Genomic DNA, 20,131 nt, shown 5'->3' with positions numbered 1-20,131 from the left:
CTCTAATTGTTTGCAGTTCTTTCTCGTAAGATACCTTCAATTTGATCTAATAAAAGATTAATACGTTTCTGACTGCCTTTACGATAAAATCGCTCCATCAACTTAAAATTCAACATCTTTCTTTTTTTATGTGAGTGATACGACTCGATGTACTTTAATTGAAATTCTGAATCATCAATCGCTTCAAGATGATATTCCAGCATATTAACGCCTTGTGCACTCTCAAAACGCACTTTATATACATTCGGTCGTTTGATTTCTAAAATCGTCACAGTAACGATTCCGGAATTACCCATACGTCCTCGTAACTGTTTATCATAGTGAAACCCTTCTTGAATTTCGTCTTCGTTTACTGATTGACCTGAACTCGATAGGATATCCATGCACAGCGATTCAATCAATAAATCAAAACATTGATCGGGTGTTCCATTTATCGTTCGATATACTTCCATTAATCTCTCCCCTTTCGATAAAATATTCCAAGTGCAATCACAATGAGTGTCATGCCTAAAAGCATAATTCCACTTCCTTGTTCTACAGTACTAGACAATAGAACCAAAAGTGTACCAATCGCGAAAATAAAAACAATCCACTGCTTCATAACGACCTCCACTAAAACAAATATTAGGAGCTTTTACGCCCCTAATATTTCGCTAACATTATTTTTGTGCTTCAGTATAATCAATTTTATTTGCAACTAAAACGAATACCGCCCAAATTGCAGTACCAATAACAAGATTAATCAAAGCAAGCAAGGCCGCTGAGAATGAGAAACCTGTCGCCATCCAAGCATAAAGAATGGGTGGCATTACCCATGGTACTTCAAGGAATACGGGTGGTACAAGTCCTGCTGACGTTGCAAGATATGCAATTGTAACGAGAATTGTTGGAACTAAAATCCAAGGAATTAAGTAAATTGGATTTAAGACGATCGGTAATCCAAAGATTACCGGTTCATTGATATTAAACAGTCCCATTGGGGCACTCAATTTCGCAACAGCACGATTTTCCTCACGTTTTGAGAAAATAAGCAATGCGATAATCAGCCCAAGCGTACATCCAGCGCCACCCATCCACGCAAAGGCATCAAAAGATCCACGTGTCCATAAGTAAGGTAAATTATCTGCTGATAAAGCTGCATTATAGGCATTCGTATTTGCTGTTAAAGCAACTTTATAAACACCATCAAGTGCAGGCGCTAATACGTTGGTACCGTGAAGACCAAAGAACCAGAACACAGAAACAGACATCGTAACGAAGATAACAGAACCAAGTCCTTGAGAAACATTAAGGAATGGCATTTGAACATACTTAAGGATTAAATCACCCACCGATGCATCAAAGAATGTAGATGTAAGATATGCAAGCGTACCTACAGCATATAAAGCAACACATCCTGGAATGATTGATGCGAATGCACGGGATACTGCGGGAGGAACTTGATCTGGCAATTTAATTGTAATGTTTTTATTCATCAGTTTTGCATAGATGATGGTTGCGATAAAGCCCACAATTAGAGCTGTAAATAAACCCTTCGCATCCATATAACCAATTCCGATAAATCCCCATCCAACAACAGGTTCTGCTAAGCCTGCAACATCAATAGACGCTACTTGAGGTGTAACAACAATAAATGATGCAAGTGAAATCAATCCACCTGCCAATGGATCAACATCATAAGCTTTGGATAATTGATATCCGATTGCGAATGCGAACACTAAAGCTAAAATCGCAAGTGTACCGAACCAAATGTTTCCATTAATACCAATAAGCCAACTGAATGCATCTGTAATACCATCTGCACCAAACTTTGCGGGTAAATCACGTACAAGTGCGTTTAATAAAACGGCAACAGATCCTGCCATTGTAATTGGCATGATGCTGATAAAAGCGTCACGAATCGCAACTAAATGCTTTTGCGAACCAATTTTAATTGCAATTGGGACGAAATGCTCTTCCATCCATGAAGTTAATTTCTCCATATATATCTTCTCCTTTACTACGGATTATACCGTTATTTTTAGTGGTATATACCATGTAGTTAATCTTAATATACCATACTCATATCAAGATGCAAGCGTTATCATAAGAGTTTCACAAAAATAACATGAATCACCAAGGATAATAAAACAAAAAAAAACAGGTGTTGAAACCTGTTTAAAGTTATTGTTGACCAAGAAGACCAAGTGTACGTGATGTTTCAATGACAAAGATGACACCATGTCCTGGTTTATCAATTTCAAATGATGTATTTAGTGCTTCGACTATGGATGATGTTAATTCCATTTTCGATAAGATTAAGATAATCTCTTTCTCGGGTTCAATATCCATATTAAATAATTTTTCATGTTCATGCGTTCCAGATCCACGTGCATGGATAATCGTTCCACCTGTTGCCCCATGGTTTTTCGCAACATGCATAACATCTTGCGCTAAACCATCATCAACGATAATAAAAATAGCATCTGTACCCATATTTCGTTCACCCTCCTTTATCGTTTTAACATGACCCGGTAATTTCTGAATCCCTAATACACTTTTTAAGGGAACTGAGAAAACAACACCTGTATCAGGCTTTTTAAACTGAGTATGCATTTGGATGCGTTCGTAGAAGTCTGTCTCAAACATTTCAGGCATAATCGTGATACACACTTCCTTACGACGTTCTTCAATACCAAGCATATTAAGAAGCCGATCTCGAACACATCCTCTACCTTGAAATACAGTACCACCGGTTGCACCCACTTGTCGGGAAATTGATAGAATATGCGAACCGTGTTCACGTTCGACGATTGAGCAAACCATTATAAGATTTGATAATTCAAAAGGCATCATCTACCCTCCTCTTTTTTTTGTTTTTAGGGCGTATAAGAATCCTAAAATTTGAATCGCAATAATTGGCATCATTGCAATCATCGCAATAACACCAAAACCATCCGTCATAACATTTGCAGTGGGTATTGCGGATGCAGCACCTTGAGCAAATGCTAATACAAAAGTTGCAGTCATGGGTCCTGAAGCAACTCCACCGGAATCATATGCAATTCCCACGAAAATATTTGGAACCCTAAACGATAAAACTGTAGCCAGCATAAATCCAGGTAAGAGCAAATGCCATAGTTTTAAATGTTCTGATGTGATGCGTAACATGGATAACATCACGGCAAACGCAATTCCTATAGAAAGTGTTACAAGAATTGATTTTTTCTTAATGTGTCCTGAAGTTACTTCTTCAACTTGTTCCGTCAGTACATATACAGCCGGTTCCGCCAACACTACCACCATTCCCATTAAAAACCCTACAACTAACAACAGCGAGCGATTTGGGATCAAGGCAACACCTTCACCTAAAATTCGACCTGCATCCATAAAACCTGCCTGAACACCAGTCATAAAAATTGAGAGACCAAAGAAAGTATAGAAAAGTCCTTTAAATATTTTATCTCTTCGAAAACGTGTCAGTTTAAACTTCCACATATCAAAAGCAATAAACAATATTGTAAGTGGTAGCAGTGAAAGTAATGACTCTTTCAACATTGTAGGCAATATACGAATAAAAGGCAAGAGAATCCCTTGTGATTCAAGAATCACTGCACTCTCTCCTTCAATACCACCAAGCCCTCTAACTAAACTTAAAATCATAACCATAAATATAGGACCTGCCGAAGCCAATCCAACCATCCCAAAGCTATCCTCTTCCGCATGTTTCCCACCTTTAAGCTGAGAGACCCCATACCCTAATGCAAGAATAAACGGCGTTGTCATCGCACCAGTTGTGGCACCAGAAGCGTCTACAGAAATCGCTAAAAACTCTTCTGATACAAAAACACCCAATACCATGATTCCAAAATAAGTAACTGCAAAAAGTTTATTAAGCGGTTTATTAAACAAAATTCTTAAAAGCCCAATCGCAACCATAATCCCTACACCGACCGAAACAACAGCTACAATTAAAGTTGCTGATAAGGTACCTCCAGAAGCCATATTTACTTCATTCGCAAGAATTTGTAAGTCTGGCTCCGCAAATGTAATTAAAAACCCAAGAATTAAACCTAATACCGCAACAATACTTACTTTATTGGTTCGCGCAATCGATTTCCCCATAAGCGTTCCAATTGGCACAATCCCCAGTTCTGCACCAAATAGAAAAATGCCCAAACCGATGATTACAAAGAATGCCCCAATGAGAAATCGGATCAATACATCCGTTTCAAGTGGTACGAGAAACAAATGCATTAAGAGTACTAAAACTGTGATGGGCAATACTGAAAAAGATACCTCTTTAAATTTACTTAATAAGATATTCAAATAACCCCTCCTAACTAACTGTTTTAAATATAACATGAATGTACGTTCATAATGAGTTTATGTGTAATATCACATAAAAAAAATCTAACCGAAGTTAGATTTGAATTAATATTGATCAATACGGTGCTTCGCATCTGAAAGAGACATTCCAGTTTTCTCAACGAGCATTTTAATCGCTAAGATCTTTTTACCTGATAAAACAAGATGACGAATTTCTTCTTCAGTTGCTTCGCTTACGCGAACCGGATTATTCGGCTTAGCATTCGTTCCAAACTTCATCTCATGGTGATGTACCTCTGCTTCCGTATAAGGTCTTGATTTTCGCTCAGCCTCAAATACATCATACTCTGTTGTACGTTCTTGAATCCGTGCAATACTTAAACCAATAATAAGTACAACCAGTATAATAATTACCGCCACAAGTACTTGTTCCATAATAATCACCTTCTTTCTCATATCATATCCTATATGTGCTTTTTTTAAAACAAATAGTAGTAAAAACAATGTTTTTTTAAGCTTTTACTCACAATTAATGAACTTTTTGCTATACTATAACCAACTAATCATAGGTTAAGGGGATACTAAGATTAACTCATCATATCGGAAAGGTACGATGAAATGAAAAATACAATTAAAGAAAAACGTAAAGCATTAAAATTAACACAACAAGAACTTGCAGATCAAACCGGGGTAACCCGGCAAACGATTTTAGCTGTAGAGCATAATAAGTATGTGCCATCATTACAACTTGCTTTCAATATTGCGAAAGCGCTCAAGACTGACTTACAAGATGTTTTTATTGATGAGTAGTCCCCAGATCATATATTAGTTAACAGGCAAATGCCTGTTTTTTTATATTTTTCAATCATCGATTGAATCTAAATAGCTTCCAACACAAACCCCAACACTGCATCCTAAACCCAATCCAAGTACGAGCTTATCGAAGATAAGCCCTATAACCAAGCCCACACCAACGCCAATTGGAATCCATGTTGCCAGTGAATTTTTTTCATGTTTCATAACACCCCTCCTTAAAACTCAGTTCCTTTGAGCATCGGTGCCGCCCAAACAAATCCTGCCCCTGCTATTGCATAAGCAATAACACTCACAGTTATACCTAAAGCCAATGCATTTGCCTCAATATCAACGCTTAGAAGACCTGCAGTCGCAAACACGAATACAATTGGTAATACACAAAGAATCATGCGTAAAAGCATATCCACAATTTGGTTCTGACGTGACTTCATAATACGAATCGTTAGAATTGATGATACATTAATCAAAGCGACATAACTTGATACAAACACAAGAGCTACCAATGCCTCGCGAAGATTTGCACCAGCCATCCCGATTGACACTAAAGTAAAGAATAAAGCAATTCCCAGTGATTTAAGAAATGGTAGTTTAATTGTATTAAAAAGCTTACGTAATGGTGAATCTGGAATTAAGTATAAGTGATATTGTTTCAGATCATCAGTTAACGTATCAACATTTGCTTGATTAAATAAGGCAATAATAACAAACATGATGTATCCTTGAATCGGCATTTTCATAAAATAGCCCATAATAAGATAGATGATATAAATAAGAACATCTTTGATACTGATCATCCGTCGCTGTTTTTTTAATAAGAGAACATTCTTATTATGTATAGCACGAGCACCAGTCCCATATTTTACTGAAACCCGTTTAATATCATCGGTATTGATTTCTTGTTTTCCTGCTTTAGCTCGGGCATAGAATTCCGAAAAATCTTCAGCATCAAGCATGGCTTGCTCAAAGAAGTCTCCCTTTGTATTCGCAAAAACATAGATTGCAAGAACATGAAATAAGAGCATAAAACCAAAACCCAGTAAGACTTGAACTATGTTATGACTAACAAATCCAACAAGACCCAGTTTTGCCCATCCAAATAAAGGAATCCAGAAAAAGGAATCGTGCGTTACAAATGCCATTAACGATGCCATGACATCAAAACCATTTTGATAAAACTGAGCACCGAGAATTATTAAGGTACTCACAATTATAAATGCGAAGAAAATACGTGGTCCCTTACTCTTAGTTTTATGAATAATGCCTTTGAGATAAAACCATTCCATTATCAATGAGAAGGCACTTATCAAGAGTGTATTCATAAGAAATGTGATCAAGACAAGCTGGATTGGCATTACAAAATGCAAACTAAACTGAAACGCACTTAGAAATGACGCTAACAATGCCAACAGCATACTACCCCAAATGTTTTCAAAGGGTAAAAGACTTAAGATTTGTTTTCGATTAAAAGGGCCAATAAACATAAAGTATGAATCTTCTAAAAAGAAGAGACTTTGATGTTTTGAGAGGACCATAGAAAGCATGAAAAAGGCTGAAATTCCTAAAACAATCATAATATATGCTTGCATGAGTTCCAGTGCCATAATTGCTTTTCCTTCATGTCTAAACATTGGGATAAACATTGAACCGTAGAGTAAAATTGCACCAAGAGTAAAAAGTGCGGAAGTAGGCTTACTGAAAATATTTCTGATTTTCGCAAAGCGCTTCAGTAATGATAGTTTAAGCAATGTTACCATATTCTAAATCTCCTTACCTACTTCAAAATAAATTTCTTTAAGACTCTTATCTTTTATATCCTTACGCAGTACTTCACAAATAACATGACCGTTTTTCATGATATAAGCGCGATCCCAAACATCACTTACAATATCAATTACATGAGTACTTAAGAGAACACTGGTACCTTTATCTTTTAAATCTTTAAGCAGTTTAAGGGTATCTTCGATACTTTGAGGATCAAGGCCCATCATCGGTTCATCGACAAGAATTGCCTTTGGTTCCGTAATAAGTGCAAGAATCATTGAGAGTTTTTGACGCATTCCTTTCGATAATTCTTTCGCAATCGTATCTCGTTTGGAATCAAGTCGAAATAATTCTAAATATTCCGCAGCCAAATCTTTATAATTATTAACGTCATAGGCATGACCGATAAAATCAATGTGTTCTTGTACCGTAAGCAAATCATAGAGCACTGGTACTTCGGGGATATACCCAAATCGTTTTTTAGCTTCTACACTGTGATTATCATAACCACAAATTGAAATTTCCCCCTCATATTCCAATAATCCAATTATGGATTTAATGGTTGTAGACTTTCCAGCCCCATTTTCACCTAATAAAACAGTGATTTCTCCTGGATTCGCAATTAATGAGACATTATTTGCCGCTACTTTATGTCCGTATTTCTTTGTCATATTCTTAACATTAATCATATTCAATCTCCTTTGAATATCAAAATCGTACCATGAATCATTTAGAATCTTCTTTAAACGACCTAAATGACCCGATTTCTTGGCTTAATGACAAAAAAAGAAGGCTTTAGCCTTCAAGTGTTTTACGCCCTTTACGGGACATGGGTATGATTTCACCGTTATCCAGTTCAATTTCTGATTTACCGCGGTCAATGCGTTTAATCCGTTTTTCATTCACAACATAGGATCGATGCACACGTACAAAGGTTTTACCTAAGTCGATATCGATTTTAGATAGATTTCCAACAAAATCTAAAATATCACGATCGGCATGAATGATGATACGATGCTTCTCTTGAGATGTCTCAAAATAGAGAATCTCACTAACTGGAATATGATAGAGATCATCAAATATTTTAACCGTATAATATTCGCCAATTTCCATTTGCTCCTTAATGACACGATTTATGGTTTCATCAATACAATGGCGAATACGCTCATCCACTTGGCTCATATCATCCTTGAGGATATAATCCATGGCTTCAAGACGCATTCTAAATGTTTCCAACAACAATTCATCATGTGTTGTAATAAAAACAAGATAGCCACGGGGATCCCGTTCACGAATGATTTTAGCCAATTCAAAACCACTCATCGCATTTGGACCTAAATCAACATCAAGAAAATATAAACCACGAACATTTTCTGAAGCACCTATTTCTAAGATCGATTCTGGATTGTCAGTTGCGCACAAAATCTTCATATCATAATTTTGGATTACAATGTGCTTTTCGATTACATCTTGGATGTGCTCACGTATTATCATTTCATCTTCTAATATATATACAGGTATCATCTTAACCCTCCACTCTGAGTTCTTGTTTAAACTTATGATTTGTGCAGGATGTATGTCCTACAGCATTGCGATATTTATTTAAAATGCTTCGATAACTTTGTAAACCAAGACCTCTTCCGCTTCCTTTTGAACTGTAATCAGGACTGAAAATTCGGTTGATTTCGATGGGTTCATGGATTGTGTTTTCAACCACAACCTTTAGGTATGTATCTTCTTGATAAAGAAGTACGTTTATATAACCCGTCGGATGACCTTCTACTGCTTCAATCGCATTATCAATTAAAATACCAATTGCACGGATAAAATCATTAGAATGCATAGAAATCGTCTGAATTGGATTCATGCATTCAAAAACATAGTCAATTTTTTTACCTTGCATTTCGATGAACTTTCCAAGAAGTAAACTTTTAATTTCCATGATTTCAATATTCGCTAGCTGAGCTGTTTGTTTTACTTCCTTCTCAAGTTGGTGATCAACGGCCAATGTATTCGTTCTTAAATACTCTCTGCCGCCAGCCAAGCCACTTGATTCAATTTGATGTGCTAGTTGGTTAAACGAATCCCGGTAAATCTTTTGGCTTTGTCTCACGCCTTCTTGAAGCTTAAAAAGCGAATTCAGATAATAATTTTGCTCAGCAATATACGAATTGGTGGCATCAATACGTTTCGATACCGATTCAAACGAAAGAAAAACAACACTCCCAATAGCTAAACAGGAAAGAATTAAAATCAAATGAATACGATTGGCTTCAAGATACTGATAAATCCCTAAGTTTTTTCCTGAAACTTCCAGGATAACAATACCACCAATCACAAGAAACATTGAAATTCCCAAACCAAAACGCAGTTCATAAAGTGTGTTGAGAATTACCTCCACAAAACCGGTATCATTTGGTGTATGGGAAATTTGAATCGGTTCTGGATGGTCCACATGATCCATATATCGTTCCGTTTGATCTAGAATACGTAAAACCGTCTCATCCCCTTCATCAAAAGCAAGATAAATACTAGAGAATAAATTCTTAAAGTCATGCCTTAACATCCGCACTTCTTGAGTTAATCGCTCTAAGGATTGAGCCTGTTGAACTTGTTGTAGGTAATGGACACGTTGTGTATGTAAGATTAAACGTTGATGTTCCAACACAGAAATAACTAAAATGATGAGGATCACCTCAAACACGACAATGATACCTAAAACAAATGATGCATTGCTATAGCTTTTCGTACCATAAACATAGATGATGCGAAACACATCTTTAATACACCAAAATACAATGGTTACGATTACAGATTTTCGACGTGACGTAAACAATTTCGAAAAGTAGTCACTAAAGTTTGAGATGCGAAAAAGTATTGAGATTAAAAAAGCAACACACGCGGTTAACACATATCCACCTAAAACGGTATAAGGAATCAGATTAGGAAATGGAACCAAGATTTGATACAGAATCGTAGTCACAACGGTAAATAGACTTCCTGTGATAAAGTAACTGAATAAACTTGAAGATAAAGCATGGAGGTAGTTTATGTGAGCATCGCGCGCAAGAATAGTGGACAAAACAAGAGCTTGTACCGCAAACACCGGCCCTTCAATTAAATACAATAGATTTCGATTCATTAAACTTGATACTAATCCAGGCGTGAATTCTAAAATATAATTATTGAGAACTTGAATTAGAATAAAGATTCCGAGAAACTTAAAGAGCGTTTGTTTACGATGGCTTAAAACAATCATTTCTCGATTTAGAAAAAACCAAGATAGCCCATAAAAAAACGATATCGAAATCGCAACGATTGTAATCATTAAAAAATATGTCATGATACCTCCTGACAAACATTTTTGTACTTTTAGATAAAAATATTTTTAAATTTAAAACTGTTATCGTTTGAACTTAAACCCACGTTTTATGGAACAGCTGCGCTCATGTTGTGATCGCATAACATTACGATCGTAAAGGAATGGTGTCACAAGACGCTGAAAACTCTTAGAACGAACATGAACATCATCCCAATCAATTTCATCATACAAGTCAACTGCCAGGACTTTTGCTTGCTTCGGACTTAAAATCGATTGAATTTCAATCGCTTCTATGAGTTTATCCAAACGAAATTGTTCCAATTGACTAATCATGTGTTGTGACTCCTTTATAATCCATAAGATTTAATATCTCTTTATGGTTTGTTGCTTTAAACGAACACATATCCCCAGCAAACTCACCATCAATATTCATCGACATTACCGTATCCGACTGAATCTCCACCTCTTTACACTGACGAATCACAAACATGTCATTATCATACTCACGACTCATCATTCCCTTAAGAATTTGACGTATCTGTGAAACATTTCGCGGCTTACGTATTAACATCACCTCAAAAAGACCATCTGATAATTCAATCTCATTTTCATCATAATGAAAAATACCACCTACAGATTTAGAATTTGTGATACCTCCGAATACAAAACTACCCGAAAACAACATATCATCAATTCGCACTTTCAAACCGTATGCATGAATGCGTCGAAACGTTAAAAAACCATAGATCAAATAGGCTCGATAACCCAACCAGTTTTTTAAGTTTTGAGGTGTTTTATACGTAACCTCCGTAAAGTTTCCGAACGTAAGCGCAAACGTAAAACAATCCGTTTCATTTAAAACACCCAAATCGACAGGTCTTTCAGATAAATTTTCAAGATTACTTAAAATATCTGTAGTATGAGCTACATTCCCTAAATTTTTCGCAATCTCGTTCGCAGTCCCAATGGGTAATATAATGAGGGGCTTACGTATTTTGTGATTGTATAATCCTTGAACCATTTGACTTACTGTGCCATCACCACCTGCGATAATATAGCCTTCGTAGTTGTGATCCACCTCATCCATAATTTCTACTGGGCCATAATTAATATCTGTGAGAAATAAATCAAAACGAATCTTACTTTGATTTAAGCAATGAATGAATTCATTCAACTCGTTTCGTTGGGATAACCCCGCTTTTGGATTATAAATAAACAAATACATATCATCACCTCTTTTGTAAATATTATACCACATGACATCAACCGTAAGGATAATGAAACAAAAATAACGACAGAATCAAAGAGGACCCGGCCCAATCCAATTCATAAAAAAAACCTTTAGCACTATGCCTAAAGGTTTGATCGAGATTTGATTTATATTTTATAACACCACTGAAGTGCCAGAGTTCCGATACCTGCATGTGTTGCTACAGCAGCGGGTAGATTTACAATCTTAATGGTAAAAGGCCCTAAAGATTCTGTTAGAAAATCTTGGAATCGTTTTAGTGTGTCCAATCCTTCACTGTGAAGAAGATAAATATCATGGGTATCCGGTTTCACGTCGTGATGCACTAAGTCATTCACAAGCAATGAGAAAATTCGTCGTTCTGAGCGCGCAACACCCAATTTTTCAATCGACTCACCTTTATTCTCCAAGTACAAGACCGGCTTGATTTTCAATAAACTTGCGACTTTTGCGGCTGTCTTTGAAACACGACCACTTGCAATCACTTGATCAAGTGATTGAGGATAGATATATGAAATTTGATTTGAGAAAAAATGATCTAAATAAACTTCAATTTGTTCTACACTGTAGTCTTCTTCGTTCATTTTACGAATCGCAGCAACCGCTTGTTGAACAGGACCCGTAATGGAATGGGTATTGATTACAGACATGTTCTCAATTTTAAGATCTTGTTTCACCATCTCCATCGAACTGTAAGTACCCGATAAAGCAGTACCGATACTTAATGCAAAGATATGATCATAACCTTCACGCATCACTTTTTCAAACAATTCATAAATAGTCCCTAGGTTGGGCTGAGACGTCTTTACAACTTCATGATTACGTAATAAATCATTCACTTGATTTTCTGTTATCGTGACCTGATCAATATATACAGTATTATTATGGATAATGGTCAATGGTGCAATATAGACGCCAAACGTTTCAATTTCAGTTTGAGTAAATGACACCGATGAATCACATATTATGGCTATTTTTTTCATAATACCCCTCCGTTATAGATAGAGTATATCGAAGTGAATGCACCGTGTCAAAGTATATTTGACATAAAACACAATTATCTGAATTTTAACTCAATTAAGCAGTAAATATCACGTAAAAATGAATAATAATTGATACAGTTCATTAAATAAAACTATAAAATTTTACCAATATCTTTAAGCTCAATGGATACTTGACCATTGATATCTGTTGAAATATTAACCACGTCACTGATATCTAAAATATCCAGAGGCAAAATAATTTCAATTCCCGACTCCGTAACGATACGATGTTTTTTAGCTGCTTGCGTACGATTAACCATTTTAAGGTTAATCATGTCTTGAACATGTTCCTGTTCAAAAGTAGCGTCAATTAATCGTTCTTCTTCCTCAGAAAATGTGTCAAATACTTCTTTTAAGATTTGCTTTGGTTCAATTTCATCAAAAAAATCAACATTATCTGTGATTACTTGCTTTGCCTTTACGATATTTTCAAAATGAGAATCTTCGCGCACTTCCGATATCGTTCCTACAAGCGTATCCACGACTTGAAAACTTGTTTTAGAATTCGCAATAATTTCGCAATCTAAAATCGTTTCCAAAAGTTCACGATAACGAATATCTTGAAATTTGACTAAGGTTTCGCCCGTTGTCAGATTAACCATAAAAGCATTTTTAACACTTGCGAACGTTGCTGGAAGAATGGCTTGATTATGAACTAAAGCATTTTCCAAACCATGTTCATTTTGAGTAATTTTAATGTATCCATTTTTACTTAAAACCTCAAACATTGCTAATGATACAAAATCACCCATATCTACCATCGCAAATAACAGATTTGAACTCTCTACAGTCATGGTCGCAATATGATGATCAAACCATTGCTTTGCAAGTTTTTGGGTTTCTTCGATAAAGTTTATCGGAGTTCCAATTAAACTTAAAAATGGACTTCCTGAATTAAGCTTTGCTTTCGAAGCGGTTGGACTTGACTGAAATGCTTTCGCTAATTTCGCAATAAACGGTTCCACATCTTTCGATGTATTAAAATTTAAGGGTTTTTCTGATAGAATCATTGATTGTAAATCTCGATCTAAAGAATGTATTACACCTTTATCAATATTCATAATTACCTCCATGATGATACCTAACTAATATAACAAAAAACAACACGAAAATCATGTTGTTTTAGGTAAATGGACTGTTAATCCTTAATTAGATGCGTTCCTGTTTTTGTTTAATATAACAAATAGAACCGATAGCTACAACGACCAGTACACTTGTATATAAAACAATGTAGGTCCAAGGCTCTACGCGTGCTTGAATGAACTCCTCACTCAAAATCGGCGCCTTGTGTTCAGAACTTTGTAACAACTCCACATATTTATCTTGATAGGACCCATCTGCATTGATTGAAGGCCGCTCAATTGAATTTACGCGTATTTGTGGTCGTTTTTCTTCTTCTTTTGCTGGAATCGATCCAAACGCAAGAATTGAAACAGTTAAAGATATTGCAATTATCGTAGGTTTAAACATCCAATGCCTCATTTCTTCCCTTATAATTTATCACAATAAGTTCACATTATTCAATGGTATTTGAAGAAAAGAGAAAAAGACTGTTCAAAGACAGTCTTTTCCTAAATTCAAATCTCAACCGCACCACACAAGGTGCGGTTGTTTTTGTATAATAAAAGGAGCCCACCCGACTAAAAGGAGCTCCATATGAAGTATAAACAATTAGATAAAAAAATGAAAGACCAAATTGATATTCTATTAAGCATCGGCTACTCTATGCGCAAAGCAGCACGTAAACTCAACATATCTCATTCTACGATTTCTAGATATAAAAATAATGTCTACAAAAAACGAAAGATTGATATTCGAGAAAAGTATTCTCACTTAATTGATTATCTGCATTCTCACTATGATCCTAAAGTTCATTCGGTAGAAGTGTGTTTGAGTAACTATAAACGATATCATCCGTATAAACCGTGTGTTACATCGCAGCAAGTCTATAATTGGATTAACCAAGGTAAACTTGAAATCAAACCAAATAGAATGTGTTATAAGCGACGAAAACGTAAAAAGAGAATTAGTGGAATGATGAATCATTTGAGATGGAACTTAGAAGAAAAAACTGTACTTCCAATTAGCTTAAGGCCTAAATATATTGAGGAACGTAACGAGATTGGTCATCTCGAAATCGACTCTATCATCGGTAAGAAACATGAATCTACAGCGATTATATCTATTGTGGACCGATGTTCAAGAATGACCTGGCTTATAAAAGCAGAATATCGATACGACTATTACACATCAAACTTAATTCGGAAATTTATTGAAGAAAACAATATAACAACCAAATCGATAACAGTAGATAACGGACTTGAGTTTAAAACATTAGGAATTACAGCCAAGCGGTTGGGTGTGAAGCTATACAAGTGTGATCCTTACTGTTCTTTTCAACGTGGAACCAATGAACGTGCAAATGCAATCGTGCGAAGGTTTATACCGAAAGGAAAATCGATGTATGATATAGCACAACAATATCTTGATGATATTTGCTTTAAAATTAACTCAATGCCACGAAAAATATTTGACTTCAAAACGGCGTATGAGATAGACTTTAATAAAAGTAAAAGTGGTGCGGTTGAGATTTGATAAAAGAAAAAGACTGTTCAAAGACAGTCTTTTTAAGAAATCGTTGCTCGGATAAATTCTACAGGATCTTCAACCGTACTTGTTGGCATCGTTACCGACTTACGGAATATTCCTGGGGTCATGTTCTTTTGTTTCACAAAATTACGATGAAATGTTTTACTGTTATTATAACCTACCGCAATGCCAATATCGACAATCGCCAAATCGGTAGATAAGAGTAATTCACACGACTTATTGATCCTAAGATAATTCAAGAAGTCTTCAAAGTTCATTTCTACTTGGAAAAGCAAAATGAGGTTAAGTTCTACAAGTGGAATGTTGAACTTATCCGCAACTTCTTGAATTTTTAAGTTTTCTTTGTAGTTGTTATACATATAATTTAACACCTGATACGAAAGACTTAATTCTTTATCATTTATAACTTGGTGAATATTACGGTAAATTTTACGATATTCATTTGGCGTTGTACCGATGCGTTCATTATATACTTTTGATAAGTGCGACGCATCCGCAAACCCCGTTAATTCCGCAATTTCACTCAGTGACATGCCTGTATAAATCAGTAAGTCTAACGACTTCACAATACGCATCTCATTAAGTAATGCGGTGAAGGATAAGCCAGTTACATCATAAATGTACTTACTAATTGCAGATTCACTCATATAGAAAAATCCGGATAGTTTAGAAAGTGTTAATTTTTCACTTAAATGTGAATATAAATATTTGAAAATCTTATAGCGATGATCGAGTTCAATTTCTTGATTCGACTTCATCTTACATTCCTTCTTATTCGCAAAACGTTGGAAATGAATTACAAGTTCAATAAGTTTATTGGTGACATAAAGTTTTGATAAACTTTGCTCTTCAGGAATATCGAGGTTTGATTCAACCCCGACCTCATCACGAATCTCATCTAAAACTTTCAAGATAACATCAGCTTCTTTTGAAGTACATTGAATCACGTGATTTTTTTCTAAAGGTCCCGTCACTGCAATCATATCATTACTTGGATTCGCCCCACACTTCATTGCTTGAGAAATGTAATCGATATTATAGATTATGCGTACAAATTGGAGGGGCCTGGCCACGCTCTCAATTTCTGTTATTTCCCAAGGAAGAATTGCGATAAGAGAATTTTCTCTAATAGGATAACTTATCCCGTCAATCAAAATCGTTCCTTCACCTTTTTTGATAAAGAGAAAGCGTGACGCTTGATGAATGATCGGATAGGTTGGTAAGTCAATAAATTCCATGTCAAAACTGCAGAGCTTTCGCTTATCATATCGAGAGCAGTTTTTACCTTGTATTTCAGTTACAAAGTCCATGAAATATACCCCCTTTCACACTTCTTGATTACACTCTTATTGTACACTAAAAGAACACTTTTTTACAGTACCTAGATTGCCCTCTTACAACATAAATTATTTAATCTTAATCGTGTTTCGTTTCATAAATAAAACGTGTAGAGATTGGCATCTTACACGTTAAATAAACTTAAAACCCCTTGAAATAGCAATTCATGAAAATCAGTCAAGCTTCAGAGTATATCGATAAACGTAAATCATGATCTGTATCTGAAGGCTGATTATGACTATCTTGCTAAATGAAAAAAGGAATGGAAGGCAACATCCATTCCTTGATCCTATTTTATATTATAACTTAAATTATGAGCATAGCTCCGGTTAGGATAATAACACTTACAAGTGCAATTATGAGAATAATTTTCTTCGAGAATTTAATCCAAGTAGAGTATTCAACTTTGGCGATTGCAAGACCACCCATGATCGCTCCACATGTTGGGGTAAAGAGGTTGACAAGACCACTACCCGCCACGAAGATCATTACCATTACTTCAGGACTGAAGCCTAATTCTGATGCAAGTGGTGCCATAATTGGCATCGACACTGTTGCAAGTCCTGATGAGGAAGGAATAAGGAAAGTTAGTACAAGGTAGAGTAAGTATGCAAGTGGTGCAAAGATGATTCCTGACACCCCTTTAAGTGCATTTGCAGCATTGGTCAAGATGTAAACATCAAGTCCTGTTTCAGTCATAAGAACTGAAGCACCACGTGCTAATGCAATAACGAGTACTACACTCATCATATCGGCAGCGCCATCCATGAATGTATCGACGATTTCTTTCTCGTTAAGTTTACCAACAATACCAATAATAATACCCATGAGAAGGAACCAAGTTGTTGCTTCTTGGAAGTACCATTCTCCAAATGGAATCCCTGTTAACCAAGCAGTCCAACTATCAAAGAATGTAATTCCAAAGGATCCCCATGGAATAAAGGAAAGAATCATTACTAAGAATGTAATTCCAAACAAGATAAGAACTGTTTTGTGTGTACCTGTTAATTCAACTGTGGTAGCACCTTCTGCATGTCCATAATGTTTATCAATTTCTTGTTGTTCTTGAAGTGAAAGGATTGTAGATCCTTTATCTTGTTTAACTTTTTTAGCATAACTCATTACAAAGTAAATTGAGATGAGTAATGCTGAAATCCATAGTACAAGACCAATTAACATAACAAGTCCATTGTTCACTGGAATGTCTTTAGGAATCGCATCCAATGCTGCACCAACTGCAAATGGGTTAATTGTAGATCCAAGAACCCCAGCACCAGCACCGAGTAAGACAACTGCTGAACCAACAACAGCATCAAATCCTGCTGCAACCATTGTTGCAGTAAGCAGTGCGTAGAATGGCACAGTTTCTTCAAGCATTCCGTAGGTAGAGCCACAGATTGAGAAGAGTGTCATTAATACTGGAATAATTACAAGTTCATTACCTTTAAGTTTTTTAACTAAAGCTGCAATCCCCGCATCCAATGCACCAGTTTTTGTTACAAGTCCCAAAAATCCCCCAAGGATCATAACAAACACACAGACATCAATCGCATCTGCAAAACCTTTAACTGGAGCCATCATTACTGTTGATAATGTTGCACTTGTTACATCAGGAATTAAGACTGTTACAAGAGCTAAAACAAACAGAATGATAAAAAGAATTGAAAAGGATGAGAGCATTTTTCTAGTTTTCTTTTCTTTTGCCATATTTTTCTCCTCCGTATGTCATCTATATAGATTGACTATTTTTTGATGATCGTTCCGGTAACCCCTGCAAGTGCATCTTTTGCTCGTACAAGTGACGTAACAAGAGCTTGACCTTCAGATGCTTGTTCAACAAAATCGAGACAAGCTTCAATCTTAGGTAACATACTTCCAGGAGCAAAATGGCCTTCCTTGATGTATTGTTTTGCTTCTGCAACATTCATTGTTGCAAGTTCTTCTTGTTGTGGTGTGTTGTAATGAATGCATACACGATCCACTGCCGTTAAGATAATAAGCATATCGGCATTTAGGTCAAGAGCAAGCTTTGAGCAAGAACGATCCTTATCGATAACAGCTGCAACCCCTTTATAACCTTCAGCTGTTTCTATAACTGGAATACCGCCACCACCAACTGTAATAACAATATCGCCTTGACCTGTTAATTGCTTAATAAGATCAATTTCAACGATTTCTTTTGGCAATGGTGAAGCAACGACACGACGATACCCACGTCCTGCATCCTCCATAAAACTGTATCCCTTTTCTGCTGCAAGTTTCACTGATTCTTCTTCTGTGTAGAAAAGTCCTACAGGTTTTGTTGGTTTATCAAATGCTGGGTCTTTTTCATCCACAATCATTTGGGTCACAACACTTGCACAGTGTTTACTTAACTTACGTTTACGCAATTCGTTTTGAATAGCTTGTTGTAGATGATAACCAATGTAGCCTTGACTCATTGCCCCACATTCAGGAAATGGCATTGCTGGAGTTCCACCGCCATTATTAGCGGCGAACTCCATTGCCAAATTAATCATACCTACTTGAGGACCATTTCCGTGACCAACGATCACTTCATAGCCTTCTTCAGCCATATCAACGATTGTTTGTGCTGTTTGTTTAACGAGCTCGATTTGTTCTTCTGCATTATTACCGAGTGCGTTACCACCTAGAGCGATTACAATACGTTTTCCCATAGAAATCGCCTACTTAAGTGTTGCATACATCACAGCTTTGATTGTATGCATTCTGTTTTCTGCTTCATTGAAGACTTTAGATTGTTTTGATTCAAACACTTCGTTTGTAACTTCCATTTCTTTTAAGCCATATTTTTCATGGATTTCTTGTCCAATTGTAGTCTTAAGATCATGGAATGAAGGTAAGCAGTGTAAGAAGATTGCATCATCTGCTGCATTTGTCATAACATCACTATTTACTTGGTATGGACTTAAGAGTTTAATACGTTCTTCCCATACACTATCTGGTTCACCCATTGATACCCAAATATCAGTATAAATAACGTGAGCACCTGTTGTTGCTTTCTTAACATCTTCAGTTAAAGTAACAGTACATCCGTTTTCTTTTGCGATTGCACGGCATTCTTTAACTAATTCTGCGTGTGGCATTTGTGCTTTAGGTCCACAAGCTGTAAAGTTTAGACCCATTTTTGCACATGCTACCATTAGTGAGTTCGCAACGTTATTTTGAGCATCACCCATAAATACAAAGTTTAGACCTTTTAAATAACCGAAGTTTTCTTCAATTGTAAGTAAGTCTGCGATCATTTGTGTTGGGTGGAATTCTGTAGTTAAACCATTCCATACTGGAACGCCTGCATCATCTGCTAATGCTTGAACAATTTCTTGTGCATAACCACGGTATTCAATTCCATCATACATGCGACCAAGTACACGTGCAGTATCAGGAATGCTTTCTTTTTTACCCATTTGTGAACTACCTGGATCTAAGTATGTAACACCCATACCCAAGTCCATACCCGCTACTTCAAATGAACAACGTGTACGTGTTGAAGTTTTTTCAAAAAGTAATACGATGTTTTTTCCTTCGAGATAACGGTGTGGTGTTCCTGTGAGTTTTAAATTTTTAAACTCTTTTGATAAGTCTACTAAATATCTAATTTCATCTGATGTGAAATCCAAAAGCTTTAAGAAGCTTCTTCCGCTTAAATTTACTCCCATGTGA

22 protein-coding genes are annotated in these 20,131 nt (G+C 36.1%); 2 read left to right on the top strand and 20 right to left on the bottom strand.

Going from position 1 to position 20,131, the window contains the following annotated elements; all coding sequences use genetic code 11:
• Positions 1 to 2 precede the first annotated feature (2 nt).
• The 6 genes from EL194_RS07315 to EL194_RS07295 form a co-directional block, all read right to left on the bottom strand.
• The gene (locus tag EL194_RS07315; RefSeq protein WP_003773550.1) at positions 3 to 452 is read right to left on the bottom strand and encodes a DUF3284 domain-containing protein; all 450 of its coding nucleotides are present in this window, start codon (positions 450 to 452) and stop codon (positions 3 to 5) included.
• Positions 452 to 601, bottom strand: coding sequence for a hypothetical protein (locus EL194_RS08595; protein WP_013852936.1), 150 nt, complete (start codon positions 599 to 601; stop codon positions 452 to 454). The genes EL194_RS07315 and EL194_RS08595 overlap by 1 nt, the downstream gene beginning before the upstream one ends.
• Before the next feature lie 58 nt (positions 602 to 659).
• Positions 660 to 1,982, bottom strand: coding sequence for a PTS sugar transporter subunit IIC (locus EL194_RS07310; RefSeq protein WP_003773547.1), 1,323 nt, complete (start codon positions 1,980 to 1,982; stop codon positions 660 to 662).
• Positions 1,983 to 2,163: 181 nt separating this feature from the next.
• Positions 2,164 to 2,835: a P-II family nitrogen regulator gene (locus EL194_RS07305; protein ID WP_003773545.1), complete on the bottom strand. Its 672-nt coding sequence runs from the start codon at positions 2,833 to 2,835 to the stop codon at positions 2,164 to 2,166.
• Entirely contained in the window at positions 2,836 to 4,308 is a 1,473-nt protein-coding gene (locus EL194_RS07300; protein ID WP_013852934.1) for a DUF1538 domain-containing protein, read from the bottom strand.
• Positions 4,309 to 4,413: 105 nt separating this feature from the next.
• On the bottom strand, positions 4,414 to 4,764 hold the full coding sequence (locus EL194_RS07295; RefSeq protein ID WP_232012990.1) for a hypothetical protein: 351 nt from the start codon (positions 4,762 to 4,764) through the stop codon (positions 4,414 to 4,416).
• 162 nt (positions 4,765 to 4,926) lie between these two features.
• Between EL194_RS07295 and EL194_RS07290 the strand changes: the two genes are divergently transcribed.
• Complete coding sequence (locus EL194_RS07290; RefSeq protein ID WP_003773539.1) at positions 4,927 to 5,118, top strand: helix-turn-helix transcriptional regulator; 192 nt, start codon at positions 4,927 to 4,929, stop codon at positions 5,116 to 5,118.
• Between the two features lie 51 nt (positions 5,119 to 5,169).
• Here the strand turns inward: EL194_RS07290 and EL194_RS08590 are convergent, their stop codons facing one another.
• The 10 genes from EL194_RS08590 to EL194_RS07245 form a co-directional block, all read right to left on the bottom strand.
• Positions 5,170 to 5,328 (bottom strand): hypothetical protein, encoded by a 159-nt coding sequence (locus EL194_RS08590; RefSeq protein WP_003773538.1) that lies wholly within the window; start codon positions 5,326 to 5,328, stop codon positions 5,170 to 5,172.
• An 11-nt stretch (positions 5,329 to 5,339) separates the two neighbouring features.
• Positions 5,340 to 6,878, bottom strand: coding sequence for a putative ABC exporter domain-containing protein (locus tag EL194_RS07285; protein WP_003773537.1), 1,539 nt, complete (start codon positions 6,876 to 6,878; stop codon positions 5,340 to 5,342).
• A gap of 3 nt (positions 6,879 to 6,881) precedes the next feature.
• The gene (locus EL194_RS07280; protein ID WP_003773536.1) at positions 6,882 to 7,574 is read right to left on the bottom strand and encodes an ABC transporter ATP-binding protein; all 693 of its coding nucleotides are present in this window, start codon (positions 7,572 to 7,574) and stop codon (positions 6,882 to 6,884) included.
• 106 nt (positions 7,575 to 7,680) lie between these two features.
• Positions 7,681 to 8,409: a LytR/AlgR family response regulator transcription factor gene (locus tag EL194_RS07275; protein ID WP_003773535.1), complete on the bottom strand. Its 729-nt coding sequence runs from the start codon at positions 8,407 to 8,409 to the stop codon at positions 7,681 to 7,683.
• A 1-nt stretch (position 8,410) separates the two neighbouring features.
• Positions 8,411 to 10,228: a GHKL domain-containing protein gene (locus EL194_RS07270; protein WP_013852931.1), complete on the bottom strand. Its 1,818-nt coding sequence runs from the start codon at positions 10,226 to 10,228 to the stop codon at positions 8,411 to 8,413.
• Between the two features lie 60 nt (positions 10,229 to 10,288).
• Entirely contained in the window at positions 10,289 to 10,540 is a 252-nt protein-coding gene (locus EL194_RS07265; RefSeq protein WP_003773533.1) for a hypothetical protein, read from the bottom strand.
• Complete coding sequence (locus EL194_RS07260; RefSeq protein ID WP_013852929.1) at positions 10,533 to 11,432, bottom strand: diacylglycerol/lipid kinase family protein; 900 nt, start codon at positions 11,430 to 11,432, stop codon at positions 10,533 to 10,535. Before EL194_RS07260 ends, EL194_RS07265 begins: the two co-directional genes overlap by 8 nt.
• Before the next feature lie 152 nt (positions 11,433 to 11,584).
• Complete coding sequence (locus EL194_RS07255) at positions 11,585 to 12,439, bottom strand: DegV family protein (RefSeq protein ID WP_003773531.1); 855 nt, start codon at positions 12,437 to 12,439, stop codon at positions 11,585 to 11,587.
• 152 nt (positions 12,440 to 12,591) lie between these two features.
• Positions 12,592 to 13,560 carry a nucleoid-associated protein gene (locus tag EL194_RS07250; RefSeq protein ID WP_034886558.1) on the bottom strand — a complete coding sequence of 323 codons (969 nt, stop codon included), beginning with the start codon at positions 13,558 to 13,560 and terminating at the stop codon, positions 12,592 to 12,594.
• An 88-nt stretch (positions 13,561 to 13,648) separates the two neighbouring features.
• Complete coding sequence (locus EL194_RS07245) at positions 13,649 to 13,969, bottom strand: hypothetical protein (protein ID WP_003773527.1); 321 nt, start codon at positions 13,967 to 13,969, stop codon at positions 13,649 to 13,651.
• Positions 13,970 to 14,155: 186 nt separating this feature from the next.
• On the opposite strand from EL194_RS07245, the gene EL194_RS07240 reads away from it, so the two are divergent.
• Positions 14,156 to 15,094 (top strand): IS30-like element ISErh2 family transposase, encoded by a 939-nt coding sequence (locus tag EL194_RS07240; protein WP_003773525.1) that lies wholly within the window; start codon positions 14,156 to 14,158, stop codon positions 15,092 to 15,094.
• A gap of 32 nt (positions 15,095 to 15,126) precedes the next feature.
• Here the strand turns inward: EL194_RS07240 and EL194_RS07235 are convergent, their stop codons facing one another.
• From EL194_RS07235 to argF, 4 genes are all read right to left on the bottom strand, one after another.
• Complete coding sequence (locus EL194_RS07235; RefSeq protein WP_003773520.1) at positions 15,127 to 16,419, bottom strand: AraC family transcriptional regulator; 1,293 nt, start codon at positions 16,417 to 16,419, stop codon at positions 15,127 to 15,129.
• A gap of 334 nt (positions 16,420 to 16,753) precedes the next feature.
• Positions 16,754 to 18,154, bottom strand: coding sequence for a YfcC family protein (locus tag EL194_RS07230; RefSeq protein ID WP_003773518.1), 1,401 nt, complete (start codon positions 18,152 to 18,154; stop codon positions 16,754 to 16,756).
• Positions 18,155 to 18,189: 35 nt separating this feature from the next.
• The gene (gene arcC, locus EL194_RS07225; protein WP_003773516.1) at positions 18,190 to 19,125 is read right to left on the bottom strand and encodes a carbamate kinase; all 936 of its coding nucleotides are present in this window, start codon (positions 19,123 to 19,125) and stop codon (positions 18,190 to 18,192) included.
• Positions 19,126 to 19,134: 9 nt separating this feature from the next.
• Positions 19,135 to 20,127, bottom strand: coding sequence for an ornithine carbamoyltransferase (gene argF / locus EL194_RS07220; protein WP_003773514.1), 993 nt, complete (start codon positions 20,125 to 20,127; stop codon positions 19,135 to 19,137).
• Between the last annotated feature and the right edge of the window lie 4 nt (positions 20,128 to 20,131).

It is taken from the genome of Erysipelothrix rhusiopathiae, assembly GCF_900637845.1.
In the GTDB taxonomy this organism is placed as follows: Bacteria; Bacillota_I; Bacilli_A; order Erysipelotrichales; family Erysipelotrichaceae; genus Erysipelothrix; species Erysipelothrix rhusiopathiae.
Note: the sequence above shows the minus strand (reverse complement) of the source record. Positions and strands in the feature narration are given on the sequence as shown.